Source organism: Massilia sp. (genome assembly GCF_046293535.1).
Lineage (GTDB): Bacteria > Pseudomonadota > Gammaproteobacteria > Burkholderiales > Burkholderiaceae_D > Telluria.
In genome coordinates this window covers 24,710-48,780 of the sequence record NZ_JBKBOV010000031.1, presented here as the reverse complement: position 1 = coordinate 48,780, position 24,071 = coordinate 24,710, and the positions used below count along the sequence as shown (strand labels likewise).

Genomic DNA, 24,071 nt, shown 5'->3' with positions numbered 1-24,071 from the left:
GCGCCATTGCCGCCTGATACACTGACGGGATGACACCGGCTCATCCCGTTTTTTTATGCCCCTGATCGACACCCTGGCCGAGCTGCTCGGGCGCGCCAGCCGCGCGCTCGGCTTCGAAACGGCCGACTCCTTCCCGCCCGGTCACGCCTATGCGCGCACGCGCTGGAACAAGGCTTATTTCGACATTCCCTCGGACCTGAAACCGGACGCCATCGAGCAGCGCATGTGCGAAGCGATCGCCAACACCCCTTCCCTGTTCGGCGAAATCCTCAACCCGACGCCGCGCATGCAGCGCACCCTGCTGGGCATCATCGAGCAGCGCCTGCGCCGCGGGCAGGGGGCGCCGGTCGACCTGGCGGCGCTCCTGGTCGCGGCCTACCGCAGCCCGCACACGGTCGAGACCGTGCCGGGGCTGCGCCAGGCGATCCGCGATACTTCGAGCTACGAGCCGCACGTGCAGGCGAACGCCATCCTGGCCTACCTGGCGGACGCGCCGGCCGCGTTCGGCGTCATCGAGGCGCGGTCTTGAATCGCACATGGGCAAATCAACGGCTGCTTGAACGCGCGTTCGGCATAGCCGAACACCCTAGGACCGCGAGCCAGGCGTAGGGTGGACGGCTCCGCCGTCCGCGCGTCCAGCTACACGATGACCTGCCGCGACGCTGGCCGCGCCGCATTGCTCGGCACATAGCGCTCGCGCAGCAGCATGAAGGGCGTTTCCACCAGCTTGTAGAGCAGCCAGCCGGTCACCACCGACAGGAGCAGCAGCGCCCCTATCGTCAGCGGATGCCCGGCGCCATAGCCCTGCCCTTGCAGCCATCCGGCCGCCATCACGCATACCGGCTTGTGCAGCAGGTAGATCGCATAGGACCACAGCGCCAGCTGCCCGGCCCCGGGCACCCGCAGGCCGCGCAGCAGCGAGCCCTCGGCCACGCTGGCGACGATCAGCAGCGAGAAGCCGAGCGCCATCAGCGGAAAGCCGAACACGGTGATGCCGAAGCCGTAGCGATCGTCGAGGAAGAACCGGAACGCCAGCGCGCACACGAGCAGGCCCAGCACGCCCATCAGGTTGCCGTGCCGGGTCAGCTGGGCCCAGATGCCGGCATGCTGGTTGCGCAGCAGCGCCAGGGCCACGCCGGCCAGCAACTCGTCATATCTGCATAAGCTTGAGTAATAAATGTACTTGAAATAGAAGTAAAGCTTATAGTTCTGCTCCGCCATCTCCTGCCACAGGTTGGCGCGCACCAGCATGCCGGCAATGAAGGCGAGCGCGATGGCGCTCCAGGCCAGCCGCAGCGAGCCCCGCAGCGAACCCTTCAAGGCCGCGCCCAGCAGCGCCAGCGCCGGCAGCAGCACGTAGAACTGCTCCTCGATCGCCAGCGACCAGCTGTGCGAGAACGCGATGCCCGGCTCCAAGGCGAAGTTCTGGATGAATGTCGCGTACTCCCACAGCGGCAGCAGCGGCGCCTCGCCGCGAAAGGCCGGCCACAGGAAGTACAGCGCCAGCACCACCCAGTAGTTCGGCAGCGTGCGCAGCAGGCGGCGCGCATAGAAATGCTTCAGCGAGAAGCCGCCGGGGCTTTTCATGCCCGCGAAGATCTGGTTGCCGATCAGGTAGCCGGACAGGGCAAAGAACAGGTCGACGCCGACCCAGCCGATCTCGCCCACCCAGCCGAAGGTCGGCGCATTGCTGACGAACAGCACGTAATGGTGCAGGACGACCAGCGTCACGGCGAGCGCGCGCAGCGTGTCGAGGCCGTGGACGCGGGTGGAGTGGGTGGACATGCTGGCCGTTTCGGTTGGGAAGTTGCGGATCATGCCACGGCGCTTCGGCATGTGCCACTGTTTGCCGATAAAATGTCGGCACTTACTTATTTCCCTTGGACAGCAGCGCATGACCTCCCCCAGCCAGCAGCACGCAAGATACGAATTCAAGTCCGTCAACTACACCGGCCTCCAGCCGGGCCCGCGCGTCATCATCATGGGCGCGACCCATGGCAACGAAGTCTGCGGCAGCATCGCCATCCGCCGCGTGATGGAAGAGATCGACAGTGGCAAGCTGCACATCGCGGCCGGCAGCGTGACCTTCGTGCCGGTGGTGAACCCCAAGGCCTACGAGCAGAACACCCGCAACGGCGACCGCAACCTGAACCGCAACCTGTTCCCCAAGGATGACCCGCAGGACTTCGAGGACCACATCGCCAACTGGCTCTGCCCCCTGCTGGCCCGGCACGACGTGCTGCTCGACCTGCACTCCTTCAATGCGGTGGGCGGCCTGCCCTTCGTGATGGTCGGCCCGCTCGACAACGACGGTACGCTGCAGCCCTTCCGCCATGCAGCCAAGGAACGCGCCTGGGCGCGCCGCCTCGGCGTGAAGCGTTTCGTGGACGGCTGGCTGGCCGCCTACGGCGACGGCGTCAAGCGCCGCAGCCGCAATGCCGACGAACTGGAAACCGTGCTGCGCTACGGCGTCGGCACCACCGAATACATGCGCAGCACCGGCGGCTACGCGCTCACGCTCGAATGCGGCCAGCACCTCGACCCGGCGGCGCCCGAAGTGGCCTACCGCGCCATCATGAATACTCTCGCGCACCTGAAGCTGATCGCCGCGCCCGACCCGGAACCGGTGCCCTTCGAGGAGATGGAAGCGCTGTCGATGGTCGTGGTGCACGACAAGCTGCATGCGGACGACGCCTTCAGCCGCCAGTGGGCCAGTTTCGACCGCGTCGAGGAAGGCGAGGAGATCGGCGTGCGCGCCGACGGCAGCAAGGTGGTGGCGGAGTTCAGCGGCCGCATCCTGTTCCCGGATGCGAAAGCCAACGCCAATTCGGAGTGGTACTACCTGACCCGCCCGAACCCGTCCTTCGGGCGCGAATAAACGATCAGCCCGGCGACAGGAACTTGAGCGCGACGATACCGGCGGCGATCATCGCGATCGCGCCGAGGCGCAGGGCGTCGGCCGGTTCGTTCAGCATCACGATACCGGCAATGGCGACGCCGACCGTCCCGATGCCGGTCCACACCGCGTATGCGGTCCCGAGCGGCAGTTCGCGCAAGGCCAGGCCCAGCATGCCGATACTGCCGAGCATCGCCAGCAAGGTCCACAAGGACGGCATCAGCCTGGTGAAGCCATTGGTGTACTTGAGGCCGACTGCCCAGGCCACTTCCAGCAGCCCCGCGATAAATAGATATACCCAACTCATCATTACTCCCTGTCATCCGCAAAGGCGCCGAGTATACCGGCGCCCGGCAGGATTTTCCGATATATCGTAAAATCACGATATTCGGATCGAAAGAACCCGATATAAGGAAGAGCTCATGGACATCGACGCGATCCACAAGGCCCTGGCCAACCCGGTGCGGCGCCAGATCCTGCACTGGCTCAAGGAGCCGCACCGGCATTTCGCCGAGCAGGAACACCCGCTCGACATGGGCGTGTGCTGCAAGCTGATCGACCAGCGCGCCGGGCTGTCGCAATCGACGGTCTCGGCCCACCTGGCAACCCTGCACAAGGCCGGGCTGGTGAGCACGCGGCGCGTCGGGCAGTTCATCTTCTTCCAGCGTAACGAGGAGACCATCCAGGCCTTCCTCGCCCAACTGAATGACGGACTTTAGGAGTACTCCAAGAATGACGACGATGTTTGACCCGATCAAGGTGGGCGCACTCGAACTGCCGAACCGCATCATCATGGCCCCGCTCACCCGCGCGCGCGCCGTGGGCCCGGGCCGCGTGCCGAACGCAATGATGGCCGAATACTACGTGCAGCGCGCGTCGAGCGGCCTGATCCTGTCGGAAGCGACCGCGGTGACCCCGATGGGCGTGGGCTATGCCGACACCCCGGGCATCTGGTCCGACGAACAGGTGGAAGGCTGGAAGATCGTCACCGAGGCCGTGCACAAGGCCGGCGGGCGCATCGTCCTGCAGCTGTGGCACGTGGGCCGCATCTCGGACCCGCACTTCCTCGACGGCCAGCTGCCGGTCGCGCCGTCGAGCATCCAGCCCAAGGGCCACGTGAGCCTGCTGCGCCCGATGCGCGACTACGCCACTCCGCGCGCGCTGGAAACGCACGAGATCCCGGCGATCGTCGCGGCCTACCGCAAGGGCGCGGAGAACGCCAAGAAGGCCGGCTTCGACGGCGTCGAGATCCATGGCGCCAACGGCTACCTGCTCGACCAGTTCCTGCAGGATTCCACCAACCAGCGCACGGATGTCTACGGCGGCCCGGTCGAGAACCGCGCCCGCTTGATGCTCGAAGTGACCGACGCCTGCATCGAGGTCTGGGGCGCCGACCGCGTCGGCATGCACCTGGCGCCGCGCCGCGACTCGCACGACATGGGCGACTCGAACCCGCTCGAGACCTTCGGCTACGTCGCGCGCGAGCTCGGCAAGCGCGGCATCGCCTTCATCTGCGCCCGCGAAGCCATCGGCGGCGACAGCCTGCGCGCCCACCTCAAGAAGGAATTCGGCGGCGTCTACATCGCCAACGAAAAGCTGACCAAGGAGAGCGCCGAGCACTTGATCGCATCGGGCGAGGCCGATGCGGTGGCCTTCGGGGTGTGGTTCATCGCCAATCCGGACCTGCCCAAGCGACTGAAGCAGGATGCGCCGCTGAACCAGCCGCGCCCGGAACTGTTCTATGGCTCGGGGCCGGAGGGCTATATCGATTATCCGGCGCTTGCCTGAGCTAACGAGGCGCGAACTGGATCCCGGCCTTCGCCGGGATGACGACTATCTTCGCGTGAGCGTGAGAGCCGTCGTCCCGGCGCAGGCCGGGACCCCAGTTACTCGATAAACCACCTCACTCTCCTGGCACCGCAAACCCGTACAGACGTTCTACATTTGCGTATGTATGTGGTGTAAATGGCACTCCGCTCATGCTATTCTTGCGCGATTATTTATATTGCGCACCGAGACTGCGCTGCCCAGGAGACCACGTGAAACACTTCGCCCCCCGCGCCATGGCACTCGCCATCGCTTCCGCCTTCGTCTTCCACGCCGCGCATGCCGCTCCAGCCCCTGTGCGCGCCGAGAACGCCTACCTGTCGGAAGCCGACGCCATGGCCCGCTCGGCCCGCGTGTCGAACGTGGACTACGTGCTCGACTTCACGCTCACCGGCAAGGAAAACTTCGCCGGCACCACCACGGTCAGCTTCGACCTCAAGGATACCGACTCGGCCCTGAGCATCGACCTCGACAAGGCGACCGTCAAGTCCGTCAGCATCAACGGCAAGCAGGTCCCGATCCGCTACAACAACTGGTTCGTCACCCTGGCGCCGGAATACCTGGCCAAGGGCCGCAATACCGTCACCATCGACTACGAGCGTGCGCACAGCACCAACGGCGAAGGCCTGCACCGCATGGTCGACCCGGTCGACGGCCGCGTCTACACCTACTCGCACTTCGAGCCGGCCGCCGCGCACCAGATGTTCGCCGTGTTCGACCAGCCCGACCTGCGCGCCACCTACACCGTCACCGTGAACGCGCCGAGCGACTGGCACGTGGTCACCGCCACCCGGGAGTCGAGCATCGTCGACGCGCCGGCCGGCAAGCGCTGGACCTTCCCCAGGACCAAGAGCCTGAGCCCGTATAACTTCTCGCTGCACGCCGGCCCCTACCAGGTCTGGGAAGACAAGAGCGGCAAGTACCCGATGCGCCTGTTCGCGCGCCAGTCGGTGGCCAAGCAGGTGACCCCAAGCGACTGGTTCCGCTACACCAAGGCCGGCCTGGAATTCTTCGACAACTACTACGGCATCCCTTACCAGTTCGAGAAGTACGACCAGCTGCTGGTGCCGGACTTCCTGTACGGCGCCATGGAGAACGCGGCGGCGATCACCTTCGCCGAAGGCGGCTTCCTGTACAAGGCCGAGATGACCCCGGCGCAGAAGATGCGCCTGGCCGAAGTCATCATGCACGAAATGGCGCACCAGTGGTTCGGCAACCTGGTCACCATGAAGTGGTGGAACGGCCTGTGGCTGAACGAGAGCTTCGCTTCCTTCATGGCGACCCTGGCCACCGCCGAAGCCACCGAATTCAAGGACGCCTGGCAGGCCTTCTACCAGGAAGACAAGCAGGGCGCCTACACCATGGACCAGAAGGTCTCGACCCACCCAATCGAGGTGCCGGTGCCTTCCTCGGCCAACGCCTTCGACAACATCGACGCCATCACCTATTCCAAGGGCGCCTCGACCCTGAAGCAGCTGCGCCACATGCTGGGCGAGGAAACCTTCCGCAAGGGCGTGCACAACTACCTGGTGAAATACGCCTGGCAGAACGCGAAGCTGGAAGACTTCATCGGCAGCCTGGGCCAGGCCGCCGGGCGCGACCTGTCCAAGTGGAGCCAGGAATGGCTGTACCAGGCCGGCGTGAACACCATCACCGCCAACTTCAGCTGCGCGGGCGGCAAGATCAGCAGCTTCTCGCTGGCCCAGTCCGCTGCAAGCCGCGCCCTGCCGACCCTGCGCGAGCAGCGCGTGCAAGTAGGCGCCTTCAAGCGCGAGAACGGCAAGCTGGTGCTGGCCAAGAACGTGCCGGTGACGTACTCCGGCGCCAAGACCGATGTCCCCGGCATGGTCGGCAGCGCCTGCCCCGACCTGGTGTATCCGAACTACCAGGACTGGGGCTTCGTGAAGGTCAACCTCGACCAGCGCTCTTTTGAAACCGCCCGTACTACCCTGGGCGGCGTGGACGACCCGCTGCTGCGCGCCATGCTCTGGCAGGCGCTGTGGGACGGCGTGCGCGACGCCAAGCTGCCGCTCAACGAATTCATCGAGGTGGCGCTCACCAATGCGCCGCAAGAGAAGGATTACACCCTGCTGGGCGACGTGCTGGGCAAGGTAAGCTACTCGAAGTACTACCTGGACGCCATGGGCCTCAAGGACGGTCCACAGCGTGCCTACGCGAACAAGACCGGCAAGGCGCTGGAAGACATGGCCTGGCAGGGCGTGTTGGCCAGCCGTGGCGACGACGCCTTCCAGCGCCGCTGGTTCGGCACCTACATGAGCCTGGCGAGCAGCCCGGAAGCGCTGGCGCGCCTGGCCGGCATGCTCGAAGGTAAAGGCACCGAAGGCCTGAACATCAGCCAGGACCAGCGCTGGGCCATCATCAACCGCCTCAACCGCTTCGACGTTCCCGGCGCGGCCGGCCTGGTCGAGCTTGAATCGGCGCGCGACAAGTCCGACACCGGCCAGGGCGCCGCGCTGGCCGCGACCGTGGTGCGCCCGGATCCGAAGCTCAAGAGCGAGTGGCTGGGCACCGTGCAGGACCTGAAGACCAAGCTGCCCTTCTCGCGCATCCGCACCGCGATGGGCGCCATGTATCCGGTCGAACAGCGCAAGCTGGCCGAACAGACCGCAAGCGAGCGCCTGGCCAGGCTGCCGGCGATCGACAAGGCGGCCGGTCCGGTCTTCATGCGCAGCTACGCGGGCACGATGATCCCGACCGGCTGCACGCCGCAAAGCGTCCAGCGCCTGCAGCGCGCCGCCGACACCATGAAGGACCTGTCGGCCGGCACCCGCCGCGCCCTGCTCGACACGCTGCAGGAAGACCAGCGCTGCGTGGCGATCAAGAAGGCGATCACGGCGCCGAAGGCTTGATCGGTGGCGGCGGCGCCCTACCCGCGCCGCACGCGCGCGTGGCCCCTGCTGGCCACGCTGGGCATCCACCTGCTGCTGGCCTGGGGCTGGCGGATCGCGCATCGGCCGTCGCCGCCGCTGCCTGAACTGCCCGGGGAACGGGTCATCGACCTGATTCCCGTGCCGCCGCCCGCGCTTGCACTGCCGCGGATTCGTCGCGAACCGCCCCCGCCCCGCAGCACTGCCCGCAACACGCCATCGGCGCGCACCGGCAGCGCCAACACCGACACGGCTCCCGAGGCGGAGCCCATCACCCCGGCGCCGCAAGCGCCGGCAAGCGTTGCCGATCCTTTCGCCATCACGGTGCCATCCGCCGCGCCTGAATCCGCGCTCGATGCAATGGTCGGGCGCGCGAAGCGCGACGCCGTCATCATCGACCGCGAGATGCGCAAGGGGAAGTCAGGCGTGCCGGAAGTGGCCGACACGCCGATGGGGCGCTTCAGGCGGGCGCTCGAAGCTGCCCACAAGGACACCCGTCGCGGCGTGACCAGCGAAACCTATACCGCGCCCGACGGCCAGGTCATCTACCGTTTCCGCCAGGGCGGCAAGGTATGGTGCCGCACGGGCGGCAGCGGGCGGCCGCAGATCGGCGGCGCGAACGGCGGCGGGGCCACCCAGTTCGACAGCGGCGGCGGCGGCGGGGCCGCGGGATTGATCCGCTGCCCGAGCCATGGGGACTGGAAGCGCGACTAGCGCATCCCGCCCTTGCCGTCCGCCGCGGGCGCACACAGTTCCGTCACCCGGCGCCAGGCCCCGGTGCCTTCGCACACCACCGGCGGGCGCCCTTGCAGCAGCTTGCCCAGGTCGAGCGGCTTGCCCTCGTTGACGGTAACGCCCCGGTTGATCGGGATGCACATCGCGTCATGCCAGGCCGCCGCATAGCCATCCGGCGTCGGCAAGGGTCCGCGCGCGCGCACCGCGGCCGCCTCGCATGCCTTTTTGGTCTGGAAAGTTCCGCGCAGGCTGGTGCTTTCCAGCGTCACGTCGCGGTGCTGCTGCAGGTAGAGCAGCAGGATCATCGTAAACATCCATGCTCCTTAAGTATCCCGCACGCCTGAGCTTCTTCAAACGTCCGGTGTGCCCAGGCGGTTAGCCTGTGGGTCCACTGAAAGGACCCTCATGTTCAAGCTCGTCACCTGGAATATCCAGTCCGGCCGCAGCCCGGACGGCAAGACCGACCTCGACCGTATCATCGCATGCCTCGACCGATTTTGCAGTTTTGACATGCTTTGTGTGCAAGAAGTTTCGAGCGGCTACACCGAAAGCGGCGAAGACCAGTTCGCCATGCTGCGCGAACGCCTGCCCGGCTATGCCGGATTCGAGGCCATCGCCTGCGACACCGCCGAGGCGAACGCCGCGGACGCGCCACGGCGCCGTTTCGGCCTGATGGCGTTCTCGCGCCATCCGGTCCTGCAGGCCCTGCGCCACTCGCTGCCCTGGCCGTCCGAGCCCGAGGTCATGAGCATGCCGCGCACCGCGCTGGAGCTGACGGTGGCGGCGCCCGGCGGCCCGCTGCGCGTGGTGGCCGCGCACCTCGAATATTTCTCGCAGCGCCAGCGCATGGCGCAGGTCGAGCGCCTGCGCGAGCTGCACCGCGAAGCCAGCCTGCATGCGGCCGCCCCGCCGGCCCCGGGGCGCGGACCGTTCGCGGTGCCGCCGCGCGCCCTGCCGGCCCTGCTCGCCGGCGACTTCAACATGCTGCCCGGATCGCCCGAACACCAGCGCCTGCTGGCGCCCTTCGGCGACGGCGTCCAGCCCTGGCGCGACTGCTGGCAGCTGGCGCAGCCGGGGCGGCGCCACGCCCCCACCGTCGGCCTGCACGACGCCAGCCCGAATGCCTCGGCGCCGTTTACCTTCGACTACGTGTTCGCCAGCGCCGACCTGGCCGGGCGCGTGCGGCGGGTGCGGGTGGACGCCAGCGAACAGGGCTCGGACCACCAGGCCCTTTCGGTCGAGCTCGATTGGGAGGCGTGAGCGTCAAGACACCCGGGCCGGCGGCGCGCCGTACAATGGGGGGGTCGCGGCCGCATGCCGCCCACCCCATCTGCTTCACGAGGCCATTTTGGATTGGGATTACCCGCAGCCCTTCACCCTGCCCGTCATGCCGCAAGCCGGCGACATCGACGGCCTGAACCACACCAACAATGCGGTCTACGTGCGCTGGTGCGAGCAGGCCGGCTGGGCCCATTCTGGGCGGCTCGGCCTGACGCTGGACGATTACCGCCGCCTGGATCGCGCCATGGCGATCCGGCGCGGCGAATACGACTACCTGCTGCCGACCCTGCTGGGCGAGCCCCTGACCCTGGCCACCTGGCTGGTGGCCGGCGACGGCAAGCTCGCCATGGAGCGCCGCTTCCAGCTGGTGCGCGACAGCGACGGCGCCACCGTGCTGCGCGGGCGCTGGGACCTGGTGTGCATCGAGATCAGCAGCGGCCGTGCGCGCCGCATGCCGGCCGAGTTCATCGACACCTACATGCCGGCGCTGGCGCCGTCGGCCTAGCACGGGCGGCCGGGGCAACCTGCCCGCGGTTGATCGCCGAAGAAGCGGTGCGACGTGTTGAGTGTCATCAAAGTAGACCTTGAGACAACCGGCCTCCCTCCCGCTTGTGCTGGGTCAAACTGACTCGGTCACGTCCGCTGCCACGAGAAAGAGATGCGCCCCTACCCGTCCGCCGTCCCGTCCGCCACACGCCCGCTGCTGGCCGCCCTGCTCTCCATGCTGCTTGGCGCGGTGCTGCTGTCCGGCTGCCGCCTGCGCGAGCCCGGCCAGGAAGACCTCGTCATTCCCGAACTGGTGCGCACGCACCTGTACGTGTCGCCGTCCGGCTCGGACAGCAATCCGGGCACCCGCGACGAACCCTACCGCACCCTCAGCCGCGCGGCCCAGGCCGTCACGCCCGGCACCACGGTGCACGTCGCGCCCGGTACCTATTTCGGCGGGATACGCACCAATACCCACGGCACGGCGGAGGCGCGCATCGTCTTCGAATCGACCGAGCGCGGCGGCGCGCGCCTGGTGCCGCCGCTCGACTCGCGCCAGCCGGCAGCCTGGGACAACCGCGCCAACTACCTCGACATCATCGGCTTCGAGATCGACGGCGGCCAGTACCAGAGCGGCATGAAGTGGCTGAGCGGCATCTACAACGGCGGCTCGCACAACGGCATCCACCACAACCACATCCACCATATCGGCAACGACGTGCCCTGCGAGGCCAAGGGCGGGGCCGGCATCGGCGTCGACAGCTACTACAAGGGCAAGGACGCCGAAGTGGTCGGCAACAACGTGCACGACATCGGCCCGCCCGATTGCCGCTACATGCATGGCATCTACGTCAGCACCACGGCCAGCGTGCGCGACAACATCATCTACCGGACCTCGGGCGCCGGCATCCACCTGTGGCACGACGCCAGCCACGTGACGATTCGCGGCAACACGGTGGTCGGCTGCGGCACCGGCATCGTGGTCGGTGGCGGCGACTTCTATCACAGCACCGGGCCCAACGACCATACGCACACGGCCAACAACATCGTCTACGACAACGGCCACGGCATCATGGAACAGGGTGCGACCGGCGCCAACATCAGCTACCGCAACAACCTGGTCTACCAGAATGCGGGCGGCGACTGGAAGCTCTCTGCGGGACGCCGGCACAGCGGCACCGTGGCCGCCGCGCCCCTGTTCGCCGACTATGGGCGCACGCTGGCCACGCCGGACTTCCGGCTCCAGCCGGGCTCGCCGGCGATCGGCAAGGGCTTGCCGCCCGACGCTGGCGACGCGGTCGCCCTGCGCCCCGGGCGGCCGATCGACATCGGCGCGGTACCGTATACCGATTCGGAGCCGACCGGCGGCCCGGCGCCGGGTGCGCAGTAGGGGCGCGCTACGGCGCGTCCCTGCTTGACGAGCGCCCTACAGGATTTCCTGCACCCGCTCGAACGGGCGGCACAGGCGCACGCCTTTCGGCGTGACGACGAAAGGACGGTTGATCAGGACCGGATGCGCAGCCATCGCATCGAGCAGGGCCGCGTCGTCGACGCCGGGCCGGTCGAGGCCGAGTTCGCCGAACAGGGCTTCCTTGCTGCGTACCGCCTCGCGCGGGCTCAGGCCGGCCGCCGCGATCAGCGCGGCGAGTTGCTCGCGCGAGGGCGGCGCCGCCAGGTAGTCGACCACCTGCGGTTCATGGCCGGCTGCACGGATCGCCGCCAGGGTGTTGCGCGAGGTTCCGCAGCGCGGATTGTGGTAAATCGTGATATCCATGTGTTAGATGCTCTTCAATATTGCCGAAAAAGTAGCGGCATCATAACCACAGCTCATGTCCGGCACCAGCTTTTTTGCTTGTTCCTCGCCCCCGCTCGCTATAGAATTCGACGCTTATTTTTCCGGCAGAAAACAAAACCTGCCTGGGAAAAAGCGTTTGAACCGCGACGGAGAATCGATGAGCGAACACCTGCTGCGCCCCGCAGCACTTCCCACTTGGGGCCAGCGCGCCGCGCTTCGCCTGCTGAACCTGGCCGGCTGGCAGCTGCACTTCAAGCCCCTGCCGGGGCCGCACGGGATCGCCGTGGTCTATCCGCATACCTCGAACTGGGATTTCCCTATCGGCCTGCTGGGCAAGTGGGCGCTCGGCCTGAAGTTCCGCTGGCTGGCCAAGGATTCGCTGTTCCGGGGGCCGATGGGCGCGCTCATGCGCTACTGGGGCGGCATCGCGGTCGACCGCCGCGCCTCGATGGGCGCCACCCGCCAGTTGGCCCAGACCATGCTCGCCTCGCCCTGGTGCTGGATCGGGATCACCCCGGAAGGCACGCGCAGCTACCGCCCGCACTGGAAGAGCGGTTTCTACCACCTGGCCACCACGGCCGACGTGCCGCTGCTGCTGGTCTACATGGATTACCGCGCCAAGGTGCTCAGCGTGGTCCACACCCTGAAGCTGAACGGCGACCCCGACCAGGACATGGCCGCCATCGCCGCCGTCTACGAAGGCCGCCAGGCGCTCTATCCCGACCAGGCAGCGCCGATCAAGCTGGCGCCGCCGCGCGACCCGTCCGAACCGCAGCGCCGCCGCAGCTGAGCCTAGAAGCGTAGCCCGAGCGCGAACGAGGCCGTATCCCGGTCCGCGGCCGCGTTGTAATCCCCGCCCCAGGACGGCTGGTAGCCCAGCTCGGCCAGGTAGCGCTGCCGGTATTCGAGGCGCAGCGCGAGGTTGGCGGACTTGCGGCCCTCGCCCAGCAGCAGGTCGCCCGACCAGCCCTTCACGTCGTGCACGAACAGCAGGCTGGCGCTGCCGGCCAGTCCGGGCGCCAGGCTGGGCAGCCGCGCATCCAGGCGCAGCCGGTAGCCCCAGGCATCCGGCGTCGCATAGCCGCGCAGGCTGCACTGGCGCGCCGCATCCCGCGTGCTCACCGCGCAGCTGCCGTTGACGGCGCCGGCCCCGAAGCTGTCCCCGCGCCCGTAGCGCAGCACCGACGGATCGGGCAGGCCACGCACGCGCTTGCCCACGACCTCCGCGCCGAACGCCAGCTCCATCGCGGCCAGGGTCCATTCGCGGCGCACGCCGGCCTGGGCCTGCCACATCGCATACAGGTCGTAACCGTGGAAGAAGCCGCCCGGCGGCACCGCATCGGCGCGCGCCCGCAACAGCGATGGCGCCGTGGCGCTCAGAAAAGGCGGCAGCACGTCGCCCGGCGCCAGCATGAACGGCAGCGCGGGGCGGTACGAGACTTCGCCGTGGATGCTGGTGCCGGCGCGCTTGCGCGAGAAGGTCGCCGCCGTGATGCGCAGGCCTTCGGCATACTCGGTGAAGTACGCCATGTTGCGCCCGTCCGGATCACCGGGCCGCAGCGCCGGCCCACCGGGGCGCAAGCTGCGGCGCAGGCCAGGCAGCGGGGTGCGGGCATGATAGCGGGCATGGTACAGGCCGAGCTCGAGCCCTTCGTCTGGCCGCCAGGTGGCGCCGAAGCCGAATTCCTTCGCTTTCGGCGTCAAGGTCGGCAGCCGTTTCTGGTAGACGCCAAGCGCGGTGCGGGCGCGGTCGCTTACCAGCGGTTGTCCGCTCATGACACGGTCGCACCCCTCCACCAGGTAGTCGCTCATCGACCACAGCGTGCCACAGGCGTCGAGTGCGGACGGGCGGAAGGCGCTCTGGTAATAGGCTTCCAGCGCAAGGCTCGACCCACGGCCGGATCCTGGCTCGATACGCCCGAACAGCATTGGCCGCGGCACCATGCTCTCGTTCGGGATCGGGGCCGCGCGGTGCAGCCCGGGCAGGTCGCGCGGATTGAGCGCCTCGAGCCCGCCCGGCGTCATCGAGCGCGCGCCCCAGGTCGTCGATTGCTGCCCGATGCGCGCCAGTACCGGCATCCCCGCCAGCTCAGCCCTGCCCTCGATCCAGGCGTCGAGCAGCGCGACACCGGAAAAGCGCGACAGCCGCGGCATGCCCCTGTCGGACAGCGGCGCCCCCGCGCCGTAGCCGTTGACGACGTTACCCCAGGGCCGGCCGTCGCGCGCCAGCCCGGCATCGTGCCAGGCCTTGATACGCACCAGCCCCGACCAGTTGCCGTCCGCCGCTGCGATGTCGAGCAAGGCATGAATCGCGCGCGAGGCGGCCTCGCCCCTGGCGTAATTGGTATTGCCGTCGTCGGCGTTGCTCCCGTTACCGTAGCCCATCAGGCCAAGCGCGGGGGCATTCACGTTGGTGAGGAGATCAGGGTCCCGGTCCTGCACCCGGTAGACGTTGCCGGCCATGAGCTGGCCGCTGGCCTTGACCTCGGCCGCCTGGACCGCTCCGGCCGCCAGCGCGGCAAGTGCGATCGCCGCGCCTGTCCTGCGAACGGCAACGCTGCTTGCAGGCGTCTCATGTCGGGTCATCCCTGCCCTTATCCGGTTCGGCGCGTGCGCTCCAGGCCCAAGCCTGTCACACCTGATTTGATATTGCGCCTGATCAATCCTAATGACCGGTCGACACGATGTCAATACAGCGTTGCATTTTAGGAACTAATCATGAGACCGGCCCGGGCGCCAGCTCGTCCCAGGCCATGGCGGCGCTCAGGAACAGGCGCCCATTGAGCGCCTGCAGCAGCGTGCTGTGCTTGAGCCGGTCCATCACCGGTCCCTTCACCTCGGCCAGGTGCAGCAGCACCCCGCGCTGGCGCAGCGAGGCATTCAGCTCTCCCAGCCCGAACAGGGCCGAGGTATCGATGGCGTTCACCGCCGACAGCACCAGCACCAGGTGGCGCGTATCGGGGCGCGCCGCCAGTTCGTCCTCGATCCGTTCGTTCACCGCCTCGACGTTACCGAAGAACAGTCCGGCATCCACGCGCAGCATCAAGAGACCGGGCGCGGTCTCGGTCGAATAACGGTCCACGTTGCGGAAGTGTTCGCTGCCGGGGATGCGGCCCAGCCGCGCGATGTGCGGACGGCTGGCGCGCCAGATCAGCGCTCCCATCGACAGCGCCACCCCCACCACCACGCCCGCTTCCACGCCCAGCACCAGGACCCCGGCGCCGGTGGCCAGCAGCGCCGCCGCGTCGGCGCGGTCGTAGCGCCAGGACGTGGTCAGGGTGGAGAGATCGAGCATGCCGAGCACCGCGACGATGATGGTGGCGGCCAGCACCGGCAGCGGCAGCAGGGCCAGCCAGCCGTTCGGGGCCACCAGGGCGAGCGCCAGCAGCGCCGCCGTGATGATGCTGGCCAGCTGCGTGTTGGCGCCGGCGGCGAAGTTCACCGCCGAGCGCGAGATGCTGCCCGTGACCGGGAAGCCGCCGCTGAGGGCGCTGCCGAGGTTGGCCGCGCCCAGGCCCACCAGCTCGCGGTTGCTGCCCAGCTTCTCGCCGCGCTTGAGCGCCAGCGTCTGCGCACCCGACATGCTGATCAGGAAGATCATGAACCCGATCAGGAGCGCCGGCTGCAGCAAGGCCTGCCAGTGGGCGCTGGACGTTGCCAGGTTCAGCCCCGGCAGTCCGGCCGGCACCGAGCCGGTGGTGGCGACCCCGACCGCTTCCAGCTTCATCAGCGGCACCAGCGCGGTCGCCCCGATCACCACCAGCATCGGCGCCAGCTTGGCGCCGATGTCGGCCGCCACCGGCGCCAGCCCGGCGCGGCGCAGCGTGGCGGCCATGTAGTGGCGCGCCCACACCAGCACGGCCAGCGAGCCCAGTCCCAGCGCCGCGCTCGGCCAGTGGACGGCGGGCGGCATGGCGCCCAGCAGCGGCCGCACCTGGCCCCAGGCGATCAGGAGCGCCGAGCCGATCGTGAAGCCGCTCATCACGGGACGGGAAAAGAAGTTGGCCAGGAAGCCGATGCGCAGCAGGCCGCAGGCCAGCAGCACGGCGCCGGAGAGCAGCGCCAGCTGGGCGGCGAGCACGCCGTACAGGGCGCTGCCCGGCGCCGCCAGCGGGGCCAGGCTGGACGCCGTCATCAAGGAAATGATCGCCATCGGCCCCACCGACTGGGTGCTGCTGGTGCCGAACAGCGCGTACAGCAGCGGCGGCACGATGCTGGCGTAGATGCCGGCCACCGGCGGCAGGCCGGCCACCAGCGCATAGGCCATGCCCTGCGGGATCATCATCATCGCCACGACGATGCCGGCGCTGATGTCGCCCGGCAGCATGGAACGCCGGTAGTGCTGCAGCCACTGAAGCATAAGGTATTGCCCGACAGAAAAGGTGCTAGCCTAACACGGACGGAAGGCTCATTGCATCGCCAGTTCGACGCAGTTGCGCCCCGCCCGCTTGGCGCGCGCCAGCGCGGCGCCTACCCGCACGGCGAGCGCATCGCCGCTCTCGAATTCGCCCAGCTGCGCCACGCCCAGGCTGACCGTCACGTGGTCGCAGCCCGGGAGCTCGGCGGCCTCGATGGCCGCGCGCAGCTTCTCGGCCATCCTCAAGCCGTCGATGGCGCTGGTATGCGGTGCGATCACCTGGAATTCCTCGCCGCCCGAGCGCACCAGCACGTCGCTCGAGCGCAGCAGGCCGCGGGCGGTGTCGGCCACGGCGCGCAGGACCACGTCGCCCACCGGGTGGCCGTAGGCATCGTTGACGTTGCGGAAGCGGTCGATGTCGAAGGCGATCAGGGCCAGCGGCGTGCGGTAGCGGCGGGCGCGCCTGAGCTCCTGTTCCATCAGGTATTCGCCATGGCGGCGGTTGGCCACGCCGGTCAGGGGGTCGAGGGTCGCCAGCTGGGTGACCCGGCCGAGCAGCTCCTCGTTCTCGCGCATCAGTTCGGCCATGCGCAGCCCGAAGGCGGTCAGCTGCGCCAGGTCCTCCAGCGTCGACCAGTGCGGGAGCGACAGCGCACGCGCCTGTCCGAACGACAGGCACAGGGCGCCACGCGGCCCACCCGGGCCGGACCCGGGAACCGGTACGCCGACCACCATGTCCACGCCCTGGTCGCGCAGGGCCTGCGCTAGCTGCGGCTCGCCCGCCTTGTCGACGGCATCGAGCAGCACGGTCTCGCCGCTGGCGGCCGCCAAGAGTCCGGGAAAGGCATGGCGCAGCGGCGACTGCAGCAGGCGCTCGGCGCGCCCCAGTACGGCGGCCAGGTCGAGTCCCGCCGCGCCGTGCTGCGCTTCCAGCCGCAGTTCGTCCCCCGCATGGCGCTGGAACAGCGCGGCATGCACCACCCCGGGCCAGCCCAGCATGGCGGCGCAGAGGCGCTCGCCGAAGCGGATGCCCTCGTCGGCCGCGGCCAGCGCCTGCTGGGCCTGACTAAGTAGCGCCAGCAGGGCCGCCGGTTCTGCCTCGGCCGCCGGCGCAAAGCCGCCGCGCAGGCGCGCGCCGACCGCCTGGCGCAGTGCTTCCGGGTCCAGCGGCGTGATCAGGTAGGCCAGCGGGCCATGGGCCATCAGGGCGGGCAGCCAGCGCGCGTTCGCGAAGGGACACAGCACCAGCACCGGCCGTCCCGCGCGCCCGGCAAGCAGCTGGCCGAGGGCCGGCAGGTCGATGCCGATCTCGCAGCACTCGAGGTCGAGCACCAGCACGTCGGCCGGTTGCTGCGCCAGCATCGCGAGGGCCGCCTCGGCGCCATCGGCCATGCGCAGCGGCGCGAACAGGCCGGCGCAGGCGCGTTCGAAGGCGGCGCGGCGCGGCGCGGACGCATTGACGAACAGGCCGCTCGCCGCCTGCCGCGCGCCTTCCTGCTGAGACATCCGTGCTCCTTTCATTTCCCGGCAAGCCAGAGTGTGACAAAACGATGGAAAGTTTGCCATAAAGCCATGCCAGGGCATAGTGAAGAATTGTCCCGGTGTGTGTGGGAGCGCACCGTCCGGCACCGAGCGACGCATCGATACTCTACGGGTCGATTGAACGTTCACAGGGAGCACCGCAATGGCACACCAGGATGACGTGGCAAACAAGCAGAAGGCGATCCAGAGCCGCCAGGACCAGAAGGACGGCAGCATGCAGAAGGCGGAGAGCGACGAAGCCGTGCAGACCGGGATCCAGCAGCCGGCCCCGCCGATGCCCGAGCAGCACCTCGCCAAGCCGGGCATCGAGGCCCAGATGGAGATGAAGCCGAAGTTCATGGCGGAGCGATACAGGGGCAGCGGCAAGCTCGAAGACATGGCCGCCATCGTCACCGGGGCCGACTCCGGCATCGGGCGCGCGGTCGCGGTGCTGTTCGCGCGCGAAGGCGCCGACGTGGCCGTGATGTACCTGAACGAGCACGAGGACGCCGAGGAAACCAAACGCTGCATCGAGGCGGAAGGCCGGCGCTGCGTCACCATCGCGGGCGACGTCAAGGACGCCGCGTTCTGTAAGGACGCGGTCGAGAAGGTGGTGGCCGAATTCGGGCGCCTCGACGTCCTGGTCAACAACGCGGCCTTCCAGGAACATGCCAGCTCGCTACTGGACATCACCGAGGAACGGCTGGACGAGACCTTCCGCACCAACATCTACGGCTACTTCCACATGGCGCGCGCGGCCCTGCCCCACCTCAAGGAAGGTTCGTCGATCATCAACACCGGTTCGGTGACCGGCCTGAAAGGCTCGAAAAAGCTGCTCGACTATTCCGCCACCAAGGGCGCCATCCATGCCTTCACGATGTCGCTCGCGGCCAGCGTGATCGACCAGGGCATCCGCGTCAACTGCGTGGCCCCGGGCCCGGTCTGGACGCCGCTGAACCCGGCCGACCAGTCGCCCGAGGACATCAAGGAATTCGGCGCCAGCACCACCTTCAAGCGTCCCGCCCAGCCGGAGGAACTGTCGCCGGCCTACGTGTTCCTGGCCTCGCCGGTGTGCTCGGGCTACATCACGGGGGTGATCCTGCCGGTCACCGGCAAGGTCGGCGAATAAGGGACGAACTGGCACGCAACATCTACCGAGGAGGAGTTATGCCGCGCAGCATGTGGAAGGGTGCGATCAGCTTCGGGCTGGTGCACATCCCCGTCGATATGTATCCGGCGGTCGACAACAAGGGGCTCGACCTGACCATGCTCGACCGGCGCGACTTCTCGCCGGTCGGCTTCAAGCGCTACAACAAGGGCAACGGCAAGGAAGTCTCCTGGGACGACATCGTCAAGGGCTACGAATACACCAGCGGCGAATACGTCGTGCTGTCGGACGAAGACCTGCGGCGCGCCAACCCGGAGGCCACCCAGACCATCGACATCCTCGCTTTCGTCGATGCCGAGGACGTCTCGCTGCTGTACTTCGAGCAGCCCTATTACCTCGCCCCCGGCAAGGGCGGCGACAAGGTCTATGCCCTGCTGCGCGAGACGCTTCGCAAGGCGGGCAAGATCGGCATCGCGCGGGTCGTCATCCGCGTCAAGCAACACCTGGCGGCGCTGGTGTGCGTGGGCGACACGATCGTCATGAACACGCTGCGCTACGCCGACGAGATCCGCGACGCGGGCGACCTCAAGATTCCCACGGCCGACGACAAGAAGGCCGCGATCACCGACAAGGAACTCAAGATGGCGATGGCGCTGGTGCAGGGCATGGCCGAAGACTGGGATCCCGAGCAGTATCACGACACCTACCGCGAGGACGTCATGGCCCTGATCGAGAAGAAGGTCAAGGCGCACCAGACCAAGACCATCACCATGCCCGAACCGGGCGAGACGAAGCGCGAGACCGGCAAGGTCATCGACCTGGTTTCGCTCCTGCAGGCCAGCCTGGGCAAGAAGCCCGGCAAGGCCGCGGCCGTCGATGACGATGACGACGACGAACCGCCGCCGCCGAAGAAGCGCCGGCCCGCCGCCGAGGACGAGGAGGAAGAGGAAGCGCCGCCGCGGGCGCGCAAGGCCGCCGCGCACGGGACCGACCGGGTCGCCGCCAGCGGCGCGGCGCCCAAGCGCAAGAGCGCGGCGAAAGCCGCGGCCAAGCCGGCGGCCAGGAAGACCGCCGCCGCACCCAAACGCGCGACCGGCGCACCATCGACGGCCGCCCCGCGCCGCAGGAAGGCTGCGTAAAGGATGGATGAATTCATCGACTTCCTCCAGTGGCCGGCGATGCTGGTCACCCTGTTCGCGGCCTACCTGATCGGCTCCAAGCGCGCCGAGCGGCGCGTGTTCGGCTTTTCCATGTTCATCCTCAGCAACGTACTGTGGATCGTGTGGGGCATCCACGACGAGGCCTGGGCCCTGATCGTCCTGCAGGCGGCGCTGATGGCCATGAACATCCGCGGCATCTTCAAGAACGAATCGTCCTAGGCGCTCAGCGCATCCGGGTCACGTGGGCGTCGCGTTCGGCGTGCCATCCCAGGCGCGCCGCGATGGCGCGCCGGTAGCGCGTGTCGATATGCGGGGGCGTGGAGCGCACGTAGCGCTCGGCCGCGGCGCGTTCGTCTCCCGGCAGGCGATCGAGCGCGCGCACCACTTCGTCCGCCGTCGGGACCCGCCCCGATTGTCCGTCGAACTTGGCCGGCAGCGCGGTCCAGACGGCGGCATCGACGCGCATGTGCGCCAGCCAGGCGGCGATGCGCGTGTCGGTCCGTGCGCCGCCCACCGGCGGGATGCTGCCGATCCAGTCCGGCCGCGCCGGTGTGATCTTCTCGCGTTCGCCCAGCATCGCGCGCGCCGCATCGAGGTCGGGCGCATCGAGGTAGGCCCAATAGGTCGGCATGGGGCGCGCGCCTTCGCACAGCACCAGGGCGACTTCCGGGCTGTCGTCGCTCTTGCGCACGAATTCGAGCGGCAGGCGCGGACCGCCGGGATGCCAGCCCGAGGCCAGCTTGAGGGGAGCGGGCTTCCACAGCAGGGAACCCCAGGCGATGCACACGATGTTCATGAATGGCCGGCGCAAGTGAGAGGTACTCCAGCTTGCCAGAGAAGCACGGCGCGCACGACAGCGCGCACCGCGATTGTCCCGCCACGGCAATGCCCGTAGCGTGCGGACGATTGCGCGCGTCTGCGCCATACTTCGCATAACGCGACCATGCCCGAATCGACCATGCCCAACAGTGCCATGCCCTTCCTCGTATTGACCCGCGCCGGTTTCGACGACATCGCGGCCAGGGTCGACCTCGGCAAGGCGAGCCTGTTCCTGAATCCAGGCTTGCTCTCGGAAACCGAGATCGCGCGGCTGCGCGAAATGGGCACGGCCGTGCACGTGATGGCCACCCCGGTCGACCCGATGAAACCGCAGCAGGTGCAGCAAGCCCTGCTCCTGACGCGCAATGCGCGCGGCAGCGTCTGGGTCGAACGCGGCGCGCCGCGCGCCGCCACGGCCGCCAACGCCACCGACCGGCTGCGCACAGTCAGTCAGGAGCTGGCGCCGGCCACGCCGCTGCGCCAGCGGTTGGCGCGCACGGCCGGCGGCCTCGCCACTGCCGCCCTGCGCCGCTTGAGCGCGCCGGAAAGCGGGCGGCGCCTGATGGCCGTTCCCTACCTCGGCTTCGGCAACGCCGGCCGCGTGTGGCTCAAGGGCCGCCTGCTCGACGAAGCGGCGTTCCGCGAACAGAGCGGCACCGACAGCGGCTGGCAGAACCTGGTCGCCCTGTACCGGCGCCTGGAGTCGGACGAGGTGGCCGGTGCGCGCGTGCTGGCCCGCTTCGCCGGCAGCGTCATCGAGACGCGCACCGACGGCGGCGGCTATTTTTCCTTCGATTTCGCCCCCGATATCGCGCTCGGCGGCGGCTGGCATGCGGTCGAGCTCGAATTTCCCGACAATGCGCAGCCGGACGGGCAGCCGCTGCGCGCCACCGCCGAGATCCGGGTCCCCGCCGCCAGCGCGCGCTTCGGCATCATCAGCGACATCGACGACACCGTCCTCTGGACCAATGTCACCAACAAGCTGAACATGGCGCTGATGCTGGCCCGCACCAACCACCACACGCGCAAGCCCTTCAAGGGCGTGGCCGCTTTCTACCGGGCCCTGCGCGACGGTCTCGGCGGCAGCGAGGACAATCCCCTGTTCTACGTTTCGAGCAGCCCCTGGCACCTTTTCGGACCGCTGGTCGACTTCCTGAAGCTGCAGGACATTCCGCTCGGTCCCCTCTTGCTGCGCGAACTGAGCGTGCGCCAGGTGCTCAAGATCAACGAACACGGCAGCCACAAACTGGCCCAGATCGAGCGTATCCTGGACTTCCATCCCGACATGCAGTTCGTGCTGATCGGCGACAGCGGCGAACAGGATCCCGAGATCTACGCCGAAGTCGTGCGCCGCCATCCGGGCGCCGTGAAGATGATCTACATCCGCAACGTCAATCCCGATCCCTCGCGCATCGATGCCCTCGACCGCCTGATCGACGAAGTCAGCGCCACCGGCACCCAGTTGCTGCTGTCGCCGGACAGCGTGTTCGCCGCGTCCCACGCCGCGGCCGAGGGCCTGATCGCGGTCGACCGCCTTGCCGAGATCCGCTCGGACAAGCGCGAGGACGACAACGCGCCCCCGGCGAAGACGGGATTATGAAAAGCTATCGGGCCGATCCAATTAATCAAATTTATTAATTCTCCCTGGAGCCATAGAATCTCCCTATCGAGTACACAACAAGGAGATTCGCATGCGCCAGCCCCGCCTCACCACCGCTTCCGGCATCCCGGTCGCCGACAACCAGAACTCGCTCAGCGCCGGCCCGCGCGGGCCGCTGCTGCTGCAGGACTTCCACCTGATCGAAAAGCTGCAGCACTTCAATCGCGAGCGCATTCCGGAGCGCGTGGTCCATGCCAAGGGCTCGGGCGCCTACGGGAGCTTTACCGTCACGGCCGACCTGCGTCCCTACACCAAGGCCAAGCTGTTTTCGGAGGTCGGCAAGACCACCCCGGTGTTCCTGCGCTTCTCGACCGTCGGCGGCGAGAAAGGCAGCGCCGACAGCGAGCGCGACCCGCGCGGCTTCGCCCTGCGCTTCTATACCGAGGAAGGCAATTGGGACCTGGTCGGCAACAATACGCCGGTCTTCTTCATCAAGGATCCGATCAATTTCCCCGATTTCATCCATACCCAGAAGCGCGATCCGCAGACCAACCTGAAGTCGGCCAACATGATGTTTGACTTCTGGAGCCGCGCGCCCGAGAGCCTGCACCAGGTCACGATCCTGTTCTCAGGGCGCGGCACCCCGGACGGCTACCGCCACATGGACGGTTTCGGCAGCCACACCTACAGCATGATCAACGAGGCGGGCGAACGCGTCTACGTGAAATGGCACTTCAAGACCCGCCAGGGCATCAGGAACCTGACGGCGCCTGAGGCGGTCCGCCTGGGCGGCGCCGATCCGGATTTTGCCCAGCGCGACCTGTTCGGCGCCATCGCCGAGGGGAATTTCCCGCAGTGGGACGTGAAGATCCAGGTCGCCACCAGCGCGCAGCTGGAAGACTGGTCGCGCCGCACCGGCTGGAACCCCTTCGACCTGACCAAGGTCTGGCCGCACGGCGATTTCCCCTTGCTGCAGGTGGGCGTGCTGGAGCTGAACCGCAACCCGGACAACTACCATGCCGAAGTGGAACAGGCCGCCTTCTCGCCCGCCAACGTGGTGCCGGGCCTGGGCTACTCGCCTGACAAGATGCTGCAGGGCCGCCTGTTCGCCTACCACGACGCCCAGCTGTACCGGGTCGGCACCAACCACCAGCACCTGCCGGTGAACGCCCCGCGCTGCCCCTTCCACAACCAGCAGCGCGACGGCGCGATGGCGATCGCCAACGGCGGCGCGGCGCGCAACTACGCCACCATCGACAGCGTCGGCCGCGGCGCGCTGGGCATGGGCCATGGCGAGCCCGAGCTGCCGATCTTCGGCGATGCGGGGCGCTACGACTTCCGTGGCGTGGAAGACGACTATACCCAGCCGGGCAATCTGTTCCGCCTGATGGCGCAGGCCGAGCGCCAGCAGCTGTGCGACAACCTCGCCGGTGCCCTGGTCCAGGTGGACGAGGACATCCTGCAGCGCCAGCTGCGCCAGTTCGACAAGGCGGATCCGGCCTACGGACGCGGCGTGCGGGCCTCGCTCGAGGCGCTGGGGCGCAAGGTCGATTGATGCCCGGGTGGCCGTCGGATGCCGTCGACCCGACGACCACCGG

Annotated in this window: 23 protein-coding genes; 15 read left to right on the top strand and 8 right to left on the bottom strand. The window is 68.1% G+C overall.

The genetic code is table 11. The features are described 5' to 3' along the window. Window positions 1-55 precede the first annotated feature (55 nt). Complete coding sequence (locus ACK4S9_RS16235; protein WP_409727545.1) at window positions 56-529, top strand: hypothetical protein; 474 nt, start codon at window positions 56-58, stop codon at window positions 527-529. A gap of 110 nt (window positions 530-639) precedes the next feature. Here ACK4S9_RS16235 and ACK4S9_RS16230 read toward each other — a convergent pair whose 3' ends face one another. Continuing rightward, window positions 640-1,836: an acyltransferase family protein gene (locus ACK4S9_RS16230; RefSeq protein ID WP_409727542.1), complete on the bottom strand. Its 1,197-nt coding sequence runs from the start codon at window positions 1,834-1,836 to the stop codon at window positions 640-642. 58 nt (window positions 1,837-1,894) lie between these two features. Here ACK4S9_RS16230 and ACK4S9_RS16225 point away from each other — a divergent pair, with 58 nt between their 5' ends. Next, window positions 1,895-2,878 (top strand): succinylglutamate desuccinylase/aspartoacylase family protein, encoded by a 984-nt coding sequence (locus ACK4S9_RS16225; RefSeq protein WP_409727539.1) that lies wholly within the window; start codon window positions 1,895-1,897, stop codon window positions 2,876-2,878. A 4-nt stretch (window positions 2,879-2,882) separates the two neighbouring features. On the opposite strand, the gene sugE is transcribed toward ACK4S9_RS16225, so the two are convergent. Continuing rightward, window positions 2,883-3,203, bottom strand: coding sequence for a quaternary ammonium compound efflux SMR transporter SugE (gene sugE / locus ACK4S9_RS16220; protein ID WP_409727579.1), 321 nt, complete (start codon window positions 3,201-3,203; stop codon window positions 2,883-2,885). A 115-nt stretch (window positions 3,204-3,318) separates the two neighbouring features. Between sugE and ACK4S9_RS16215 the strand changes: the two genes are divergently transcribed. From ACK4S9_RS16215 to ACK4S9_RS16200, 4 genes are all read left to right on the top strand, one after another. Then, the gene (locus ACK4S9_RS16215; RefSeq protein ID WP_409727536.1) at window positions 3,319-3,615 is read left to right on the top strand and encodes an ArsR/SmtB family transcription factor; all 297 of its coding nucleotides are present in this window, start codon (window positions 3,319-3,321) and stop codon (window positions 3,613-3,615) included. Window positions 3,616-3,628: 13 nt separating this feature from the next. After that, complete coding sequence (locus ACK4S9_RS16210; RefSeq protein ID WP_409727533.1) at window positions 3,629-4,684, top strand: alkene reductase; 1,056 nt, start codon at window positions 3,629-3,631, stop codon at window positions 4,682-4,684. Between the two features lie 251 nt (window positions 4,685-4,935). Beyond that, on the top strand, window positions 4,936-7,593 hold the full coding sequence (pepN, locus tag ACK4S9_RS16205) for an aminopeptidase N (protein WP_409727530.1): 2,658 nt from the start codon (window positions 4,936-4,938) through the stop codon (window positions 7,591-7,593). Between the two features lie 3 nt (window positions 7,594-7,596). Continuing rightward, window positions 7,597-8,325 (top strand): hypothetical protein, encoded by a 729-nt coding sequence (locus ACK4S9_RS16200; protein WP_409727528.1) that lies wholly within the window; start codon window positions 7,597-7,599, stop codon window positions 8,323-8,325. Here the strand turns inward: ACK4S9_RS16200 and ACK4S9_RS16195 are convergent. Continuing rightward, window positions 8,322-8,660: a hypothetical protein gene (locus ACK4S9_RS16195; protein WP_409727525.1), complete on the bottom strand. Its 339-nt coding sequence runs from the start codon at window positions 8,658-8,660 to the stop codon at window positions 8,322-8,324. The genes ACK4S9_RS16200 and ACK4S9_RS16195 overlap by 4 nt on opposite strands. 91 nt (window positions 8,661-8,751) lie before the next feature. Here ACK4S9_RS16195 and ACK4S9_RS16190 point away from each other — a divergent pair, with 91 nt between their 5' ends. From ACK4S9_RS16190 to ACK4S9_RS16180, 3 genes are all read left to right on the top strand, one after another. Further along, window positions 8,752-9,606, top strand: a complete 855-nt coding sequence (locus ACK4S9_RS16190; protein ID WP_409727522.1) for an endonuclease/exonuclease/phosphatase family protein — start codon at window positions 8,752-8,754, stop codon at window positions 9,604-9,606. An 88-nt stretch (window positions 9,607-9,694) separates the two neighbouring features. Beyond that, window positions 9,695-10,132, top strand: coding sequence for an acyl-CoA thioesterase (locus ACK4S9_RS16185; protein WP_409727519.1), 438 nt, complete (start codon window positions 9,695-9,697; stop codon window positions 10,130-10,132). A 153-nt stretch (window positions 10,133-10,285) separates the two neighbouring features. Further along, window positions 10,286-11,503 carry a DUF1565 domain-containing protein gene (locus ACK4S9_RS16180; RefSeq protein ID WP_409727516.1) on the top strand — a complete coding sequence of 406 codons (1,218 nt, stop codon included), beginning with the start codon at window positions 10,286-10,288 and terminating at the stop codon, window positions 11,501-11,503. 36 nt (window positions 11,504-11,539) lie between these two features. On the opposite strand, the gene arsC is transcribed toward ACK4S9_RS16180, so the two are convergent. Further along, window positions 11,540-11,887, bottom strand: coding sequence for an arsenate reductase (glutaredoxin) (gene arsC, locus ACK4S9_RS16175; RefSeq protein WP_409727514.1), 348 nt, complete (start codon window positions 11,885-11,887; stop codon window positions 11,540-11,542). Window positions 11,888-12,065: 178 nt separating this feature from the next. On the opposite strand from arsC, the gene ACK4S9_RS16170 reads away from it, so the two are divergent. Continuing rightward, window positions 12,066-12,698, top strand: a complete 633-nt coding sequence (locus ACK4S9_RS16170; protein ID WP_409727511.1) for a 1-acyl-sn-glycerol-3-phosphate acyltransferase — start codon at window positions 12,066-12,068, stop codon at window positions 12,696-12,698. A gap of 2 nt (window positions 12,699-12,700) precedes the next feature. Here ACK4S9_RS16170 and ACK4S9_RS16165 read toward each other — a convergent pair whose 3' ends face one another. The 3 genes from ACK4S9_RS16165 to ACK4S9_RS16155 form a co-directional block, all read right to left on the bottom strand. Next, the gene (locus ACK4S9_RS16165) at window positions 12,701-14,494 is read right to left on the bottom strand and encodes a DUF1302 domain-containing protein (protein ID WP_409727508.1); all 1,794 of its coding nucleotides are present in this window, start codon (window positions 14,492-14,494) and stop codon (window positions 12,701-12,703) included. 130 nt (window positions 14,495-14,624) lie between these two features. Then, window positions 14,625-16,268, bottom strand: coding sequence for a SulP family inorganic anion transporter (locus tag ACK4S9_RS16160; protein ID WP_409727505.1), 1,644 nt, complete (start codon window positions 16,266-16,268; stop codon window positions 14,625-14,627). A gap of 48 nt (window positions 16,269-16,316) precedes the next feature. Continuing rightward, window positions 16,317-17,771: a diguanylate cyclase gene (locus ACK4S9_RS16155; RefSeq protein WP_409727502.1), complete on the bottom strand. Its 1,455-nt coding sequence runs from the start codon at window positions 17,769-17,771 to the stop codon at window positions 16,317-16,319. Between the two features lie 178 nt (window positions 17,772-17,949). On the opposite strand from ACK4S9_RS16155, the gene ACK4S9_RS16150 reads away from it, so the two are divergent. Genes ACK4S9_RS16150 through ACK4S9_RS16140 form a run of 3 tightly spaced genes read left to right on the top strand, consistent with a single transcriptional unit; the run spans window position 17,950 to window position 20,273 of the window. After that, window positions 17,950-18,915, top strand: a complete 966-nt coding sequence (locus tag ACK4S9_RS16150) for an SDR family oxidoreductase (protein ID WP_409727499.1) — start codon at window positions 17,950-17,952, stop codon at window positions 18,913-18,915. 38 nt (window positions 18,916-18,953) lie between these two features. Continuing rightward, window positions 18,954-20,033 (top strand): Ku protein, encoded by a 1,080-nt coding sequence (locus ACK4S9_RS16145; protein ID WP_409727496.1) that lies wholly within the window; start codon window positions 18,954-18,956, stop codon window positions 20,031-20,033. 3 nt (window positions 20,034-20,036) lie between these two features. After that, window positions 20,037-20,273: a hypothetical protein gene (locus ACK4S9_RS16140; RefSeq protein WP_409727493.1), complete on the top strand. Its 237-nt coding sequence runs from the start codon at window positions 20,037-20,039 to the stop codon at window positions 20,271-20,273. Between the two features lie 4 nt (window positions 20,274-20,277). Here the strand turns inward: ACK4S9_RS16140 and ACK4S9_RS16135 are convergent, their stop codons facing one another. Further along, on the bottom strand, window positions 20,278-20,850 hold the full coding sequence (locus ACK4S9_RS16135; protein WP_409727490.1) for a hypothetical protein: 573 nt from the start codon (window positions 20,848-20,850) through the stop codon (window positions 20,278-20,280). A gap of 162 nt (window positions 20,851-21,012) precedes the next feature. On the opposite strand from ACK4S9_RS16135, the gene ACK4S9_RS16130 reads away from it, so the two are divergent. Next, window positions 21,013-22,473 carry an App1 family protein gene (locus ACK4S9_RS16130; RefSeq protein ID WP_409727487.1) on the top strand — a complete coding sequence of 487 codons (1,461 nt, stop codon included), beginning with the start codon at window positions 21,013-21,015 and terminating at the stop codon, window positions 22,471-22,473. A gap of 91 nt (window positions 22,474-22,564) precedes the next feature. Continuing rightward, window positions 22,565-24,028: a catalase gene (locus ACK4S9_RS16125; RefSeq protein ID WP_409727484.1), complete on the top strand. Its 1,464-nt coding sequence runs from the start codon at window positions 22,565-22,567 to the stop codon at window positions 24,026-24,028. Window positions 24,029-24,071 lie beyond the last annotated feature (43 nt).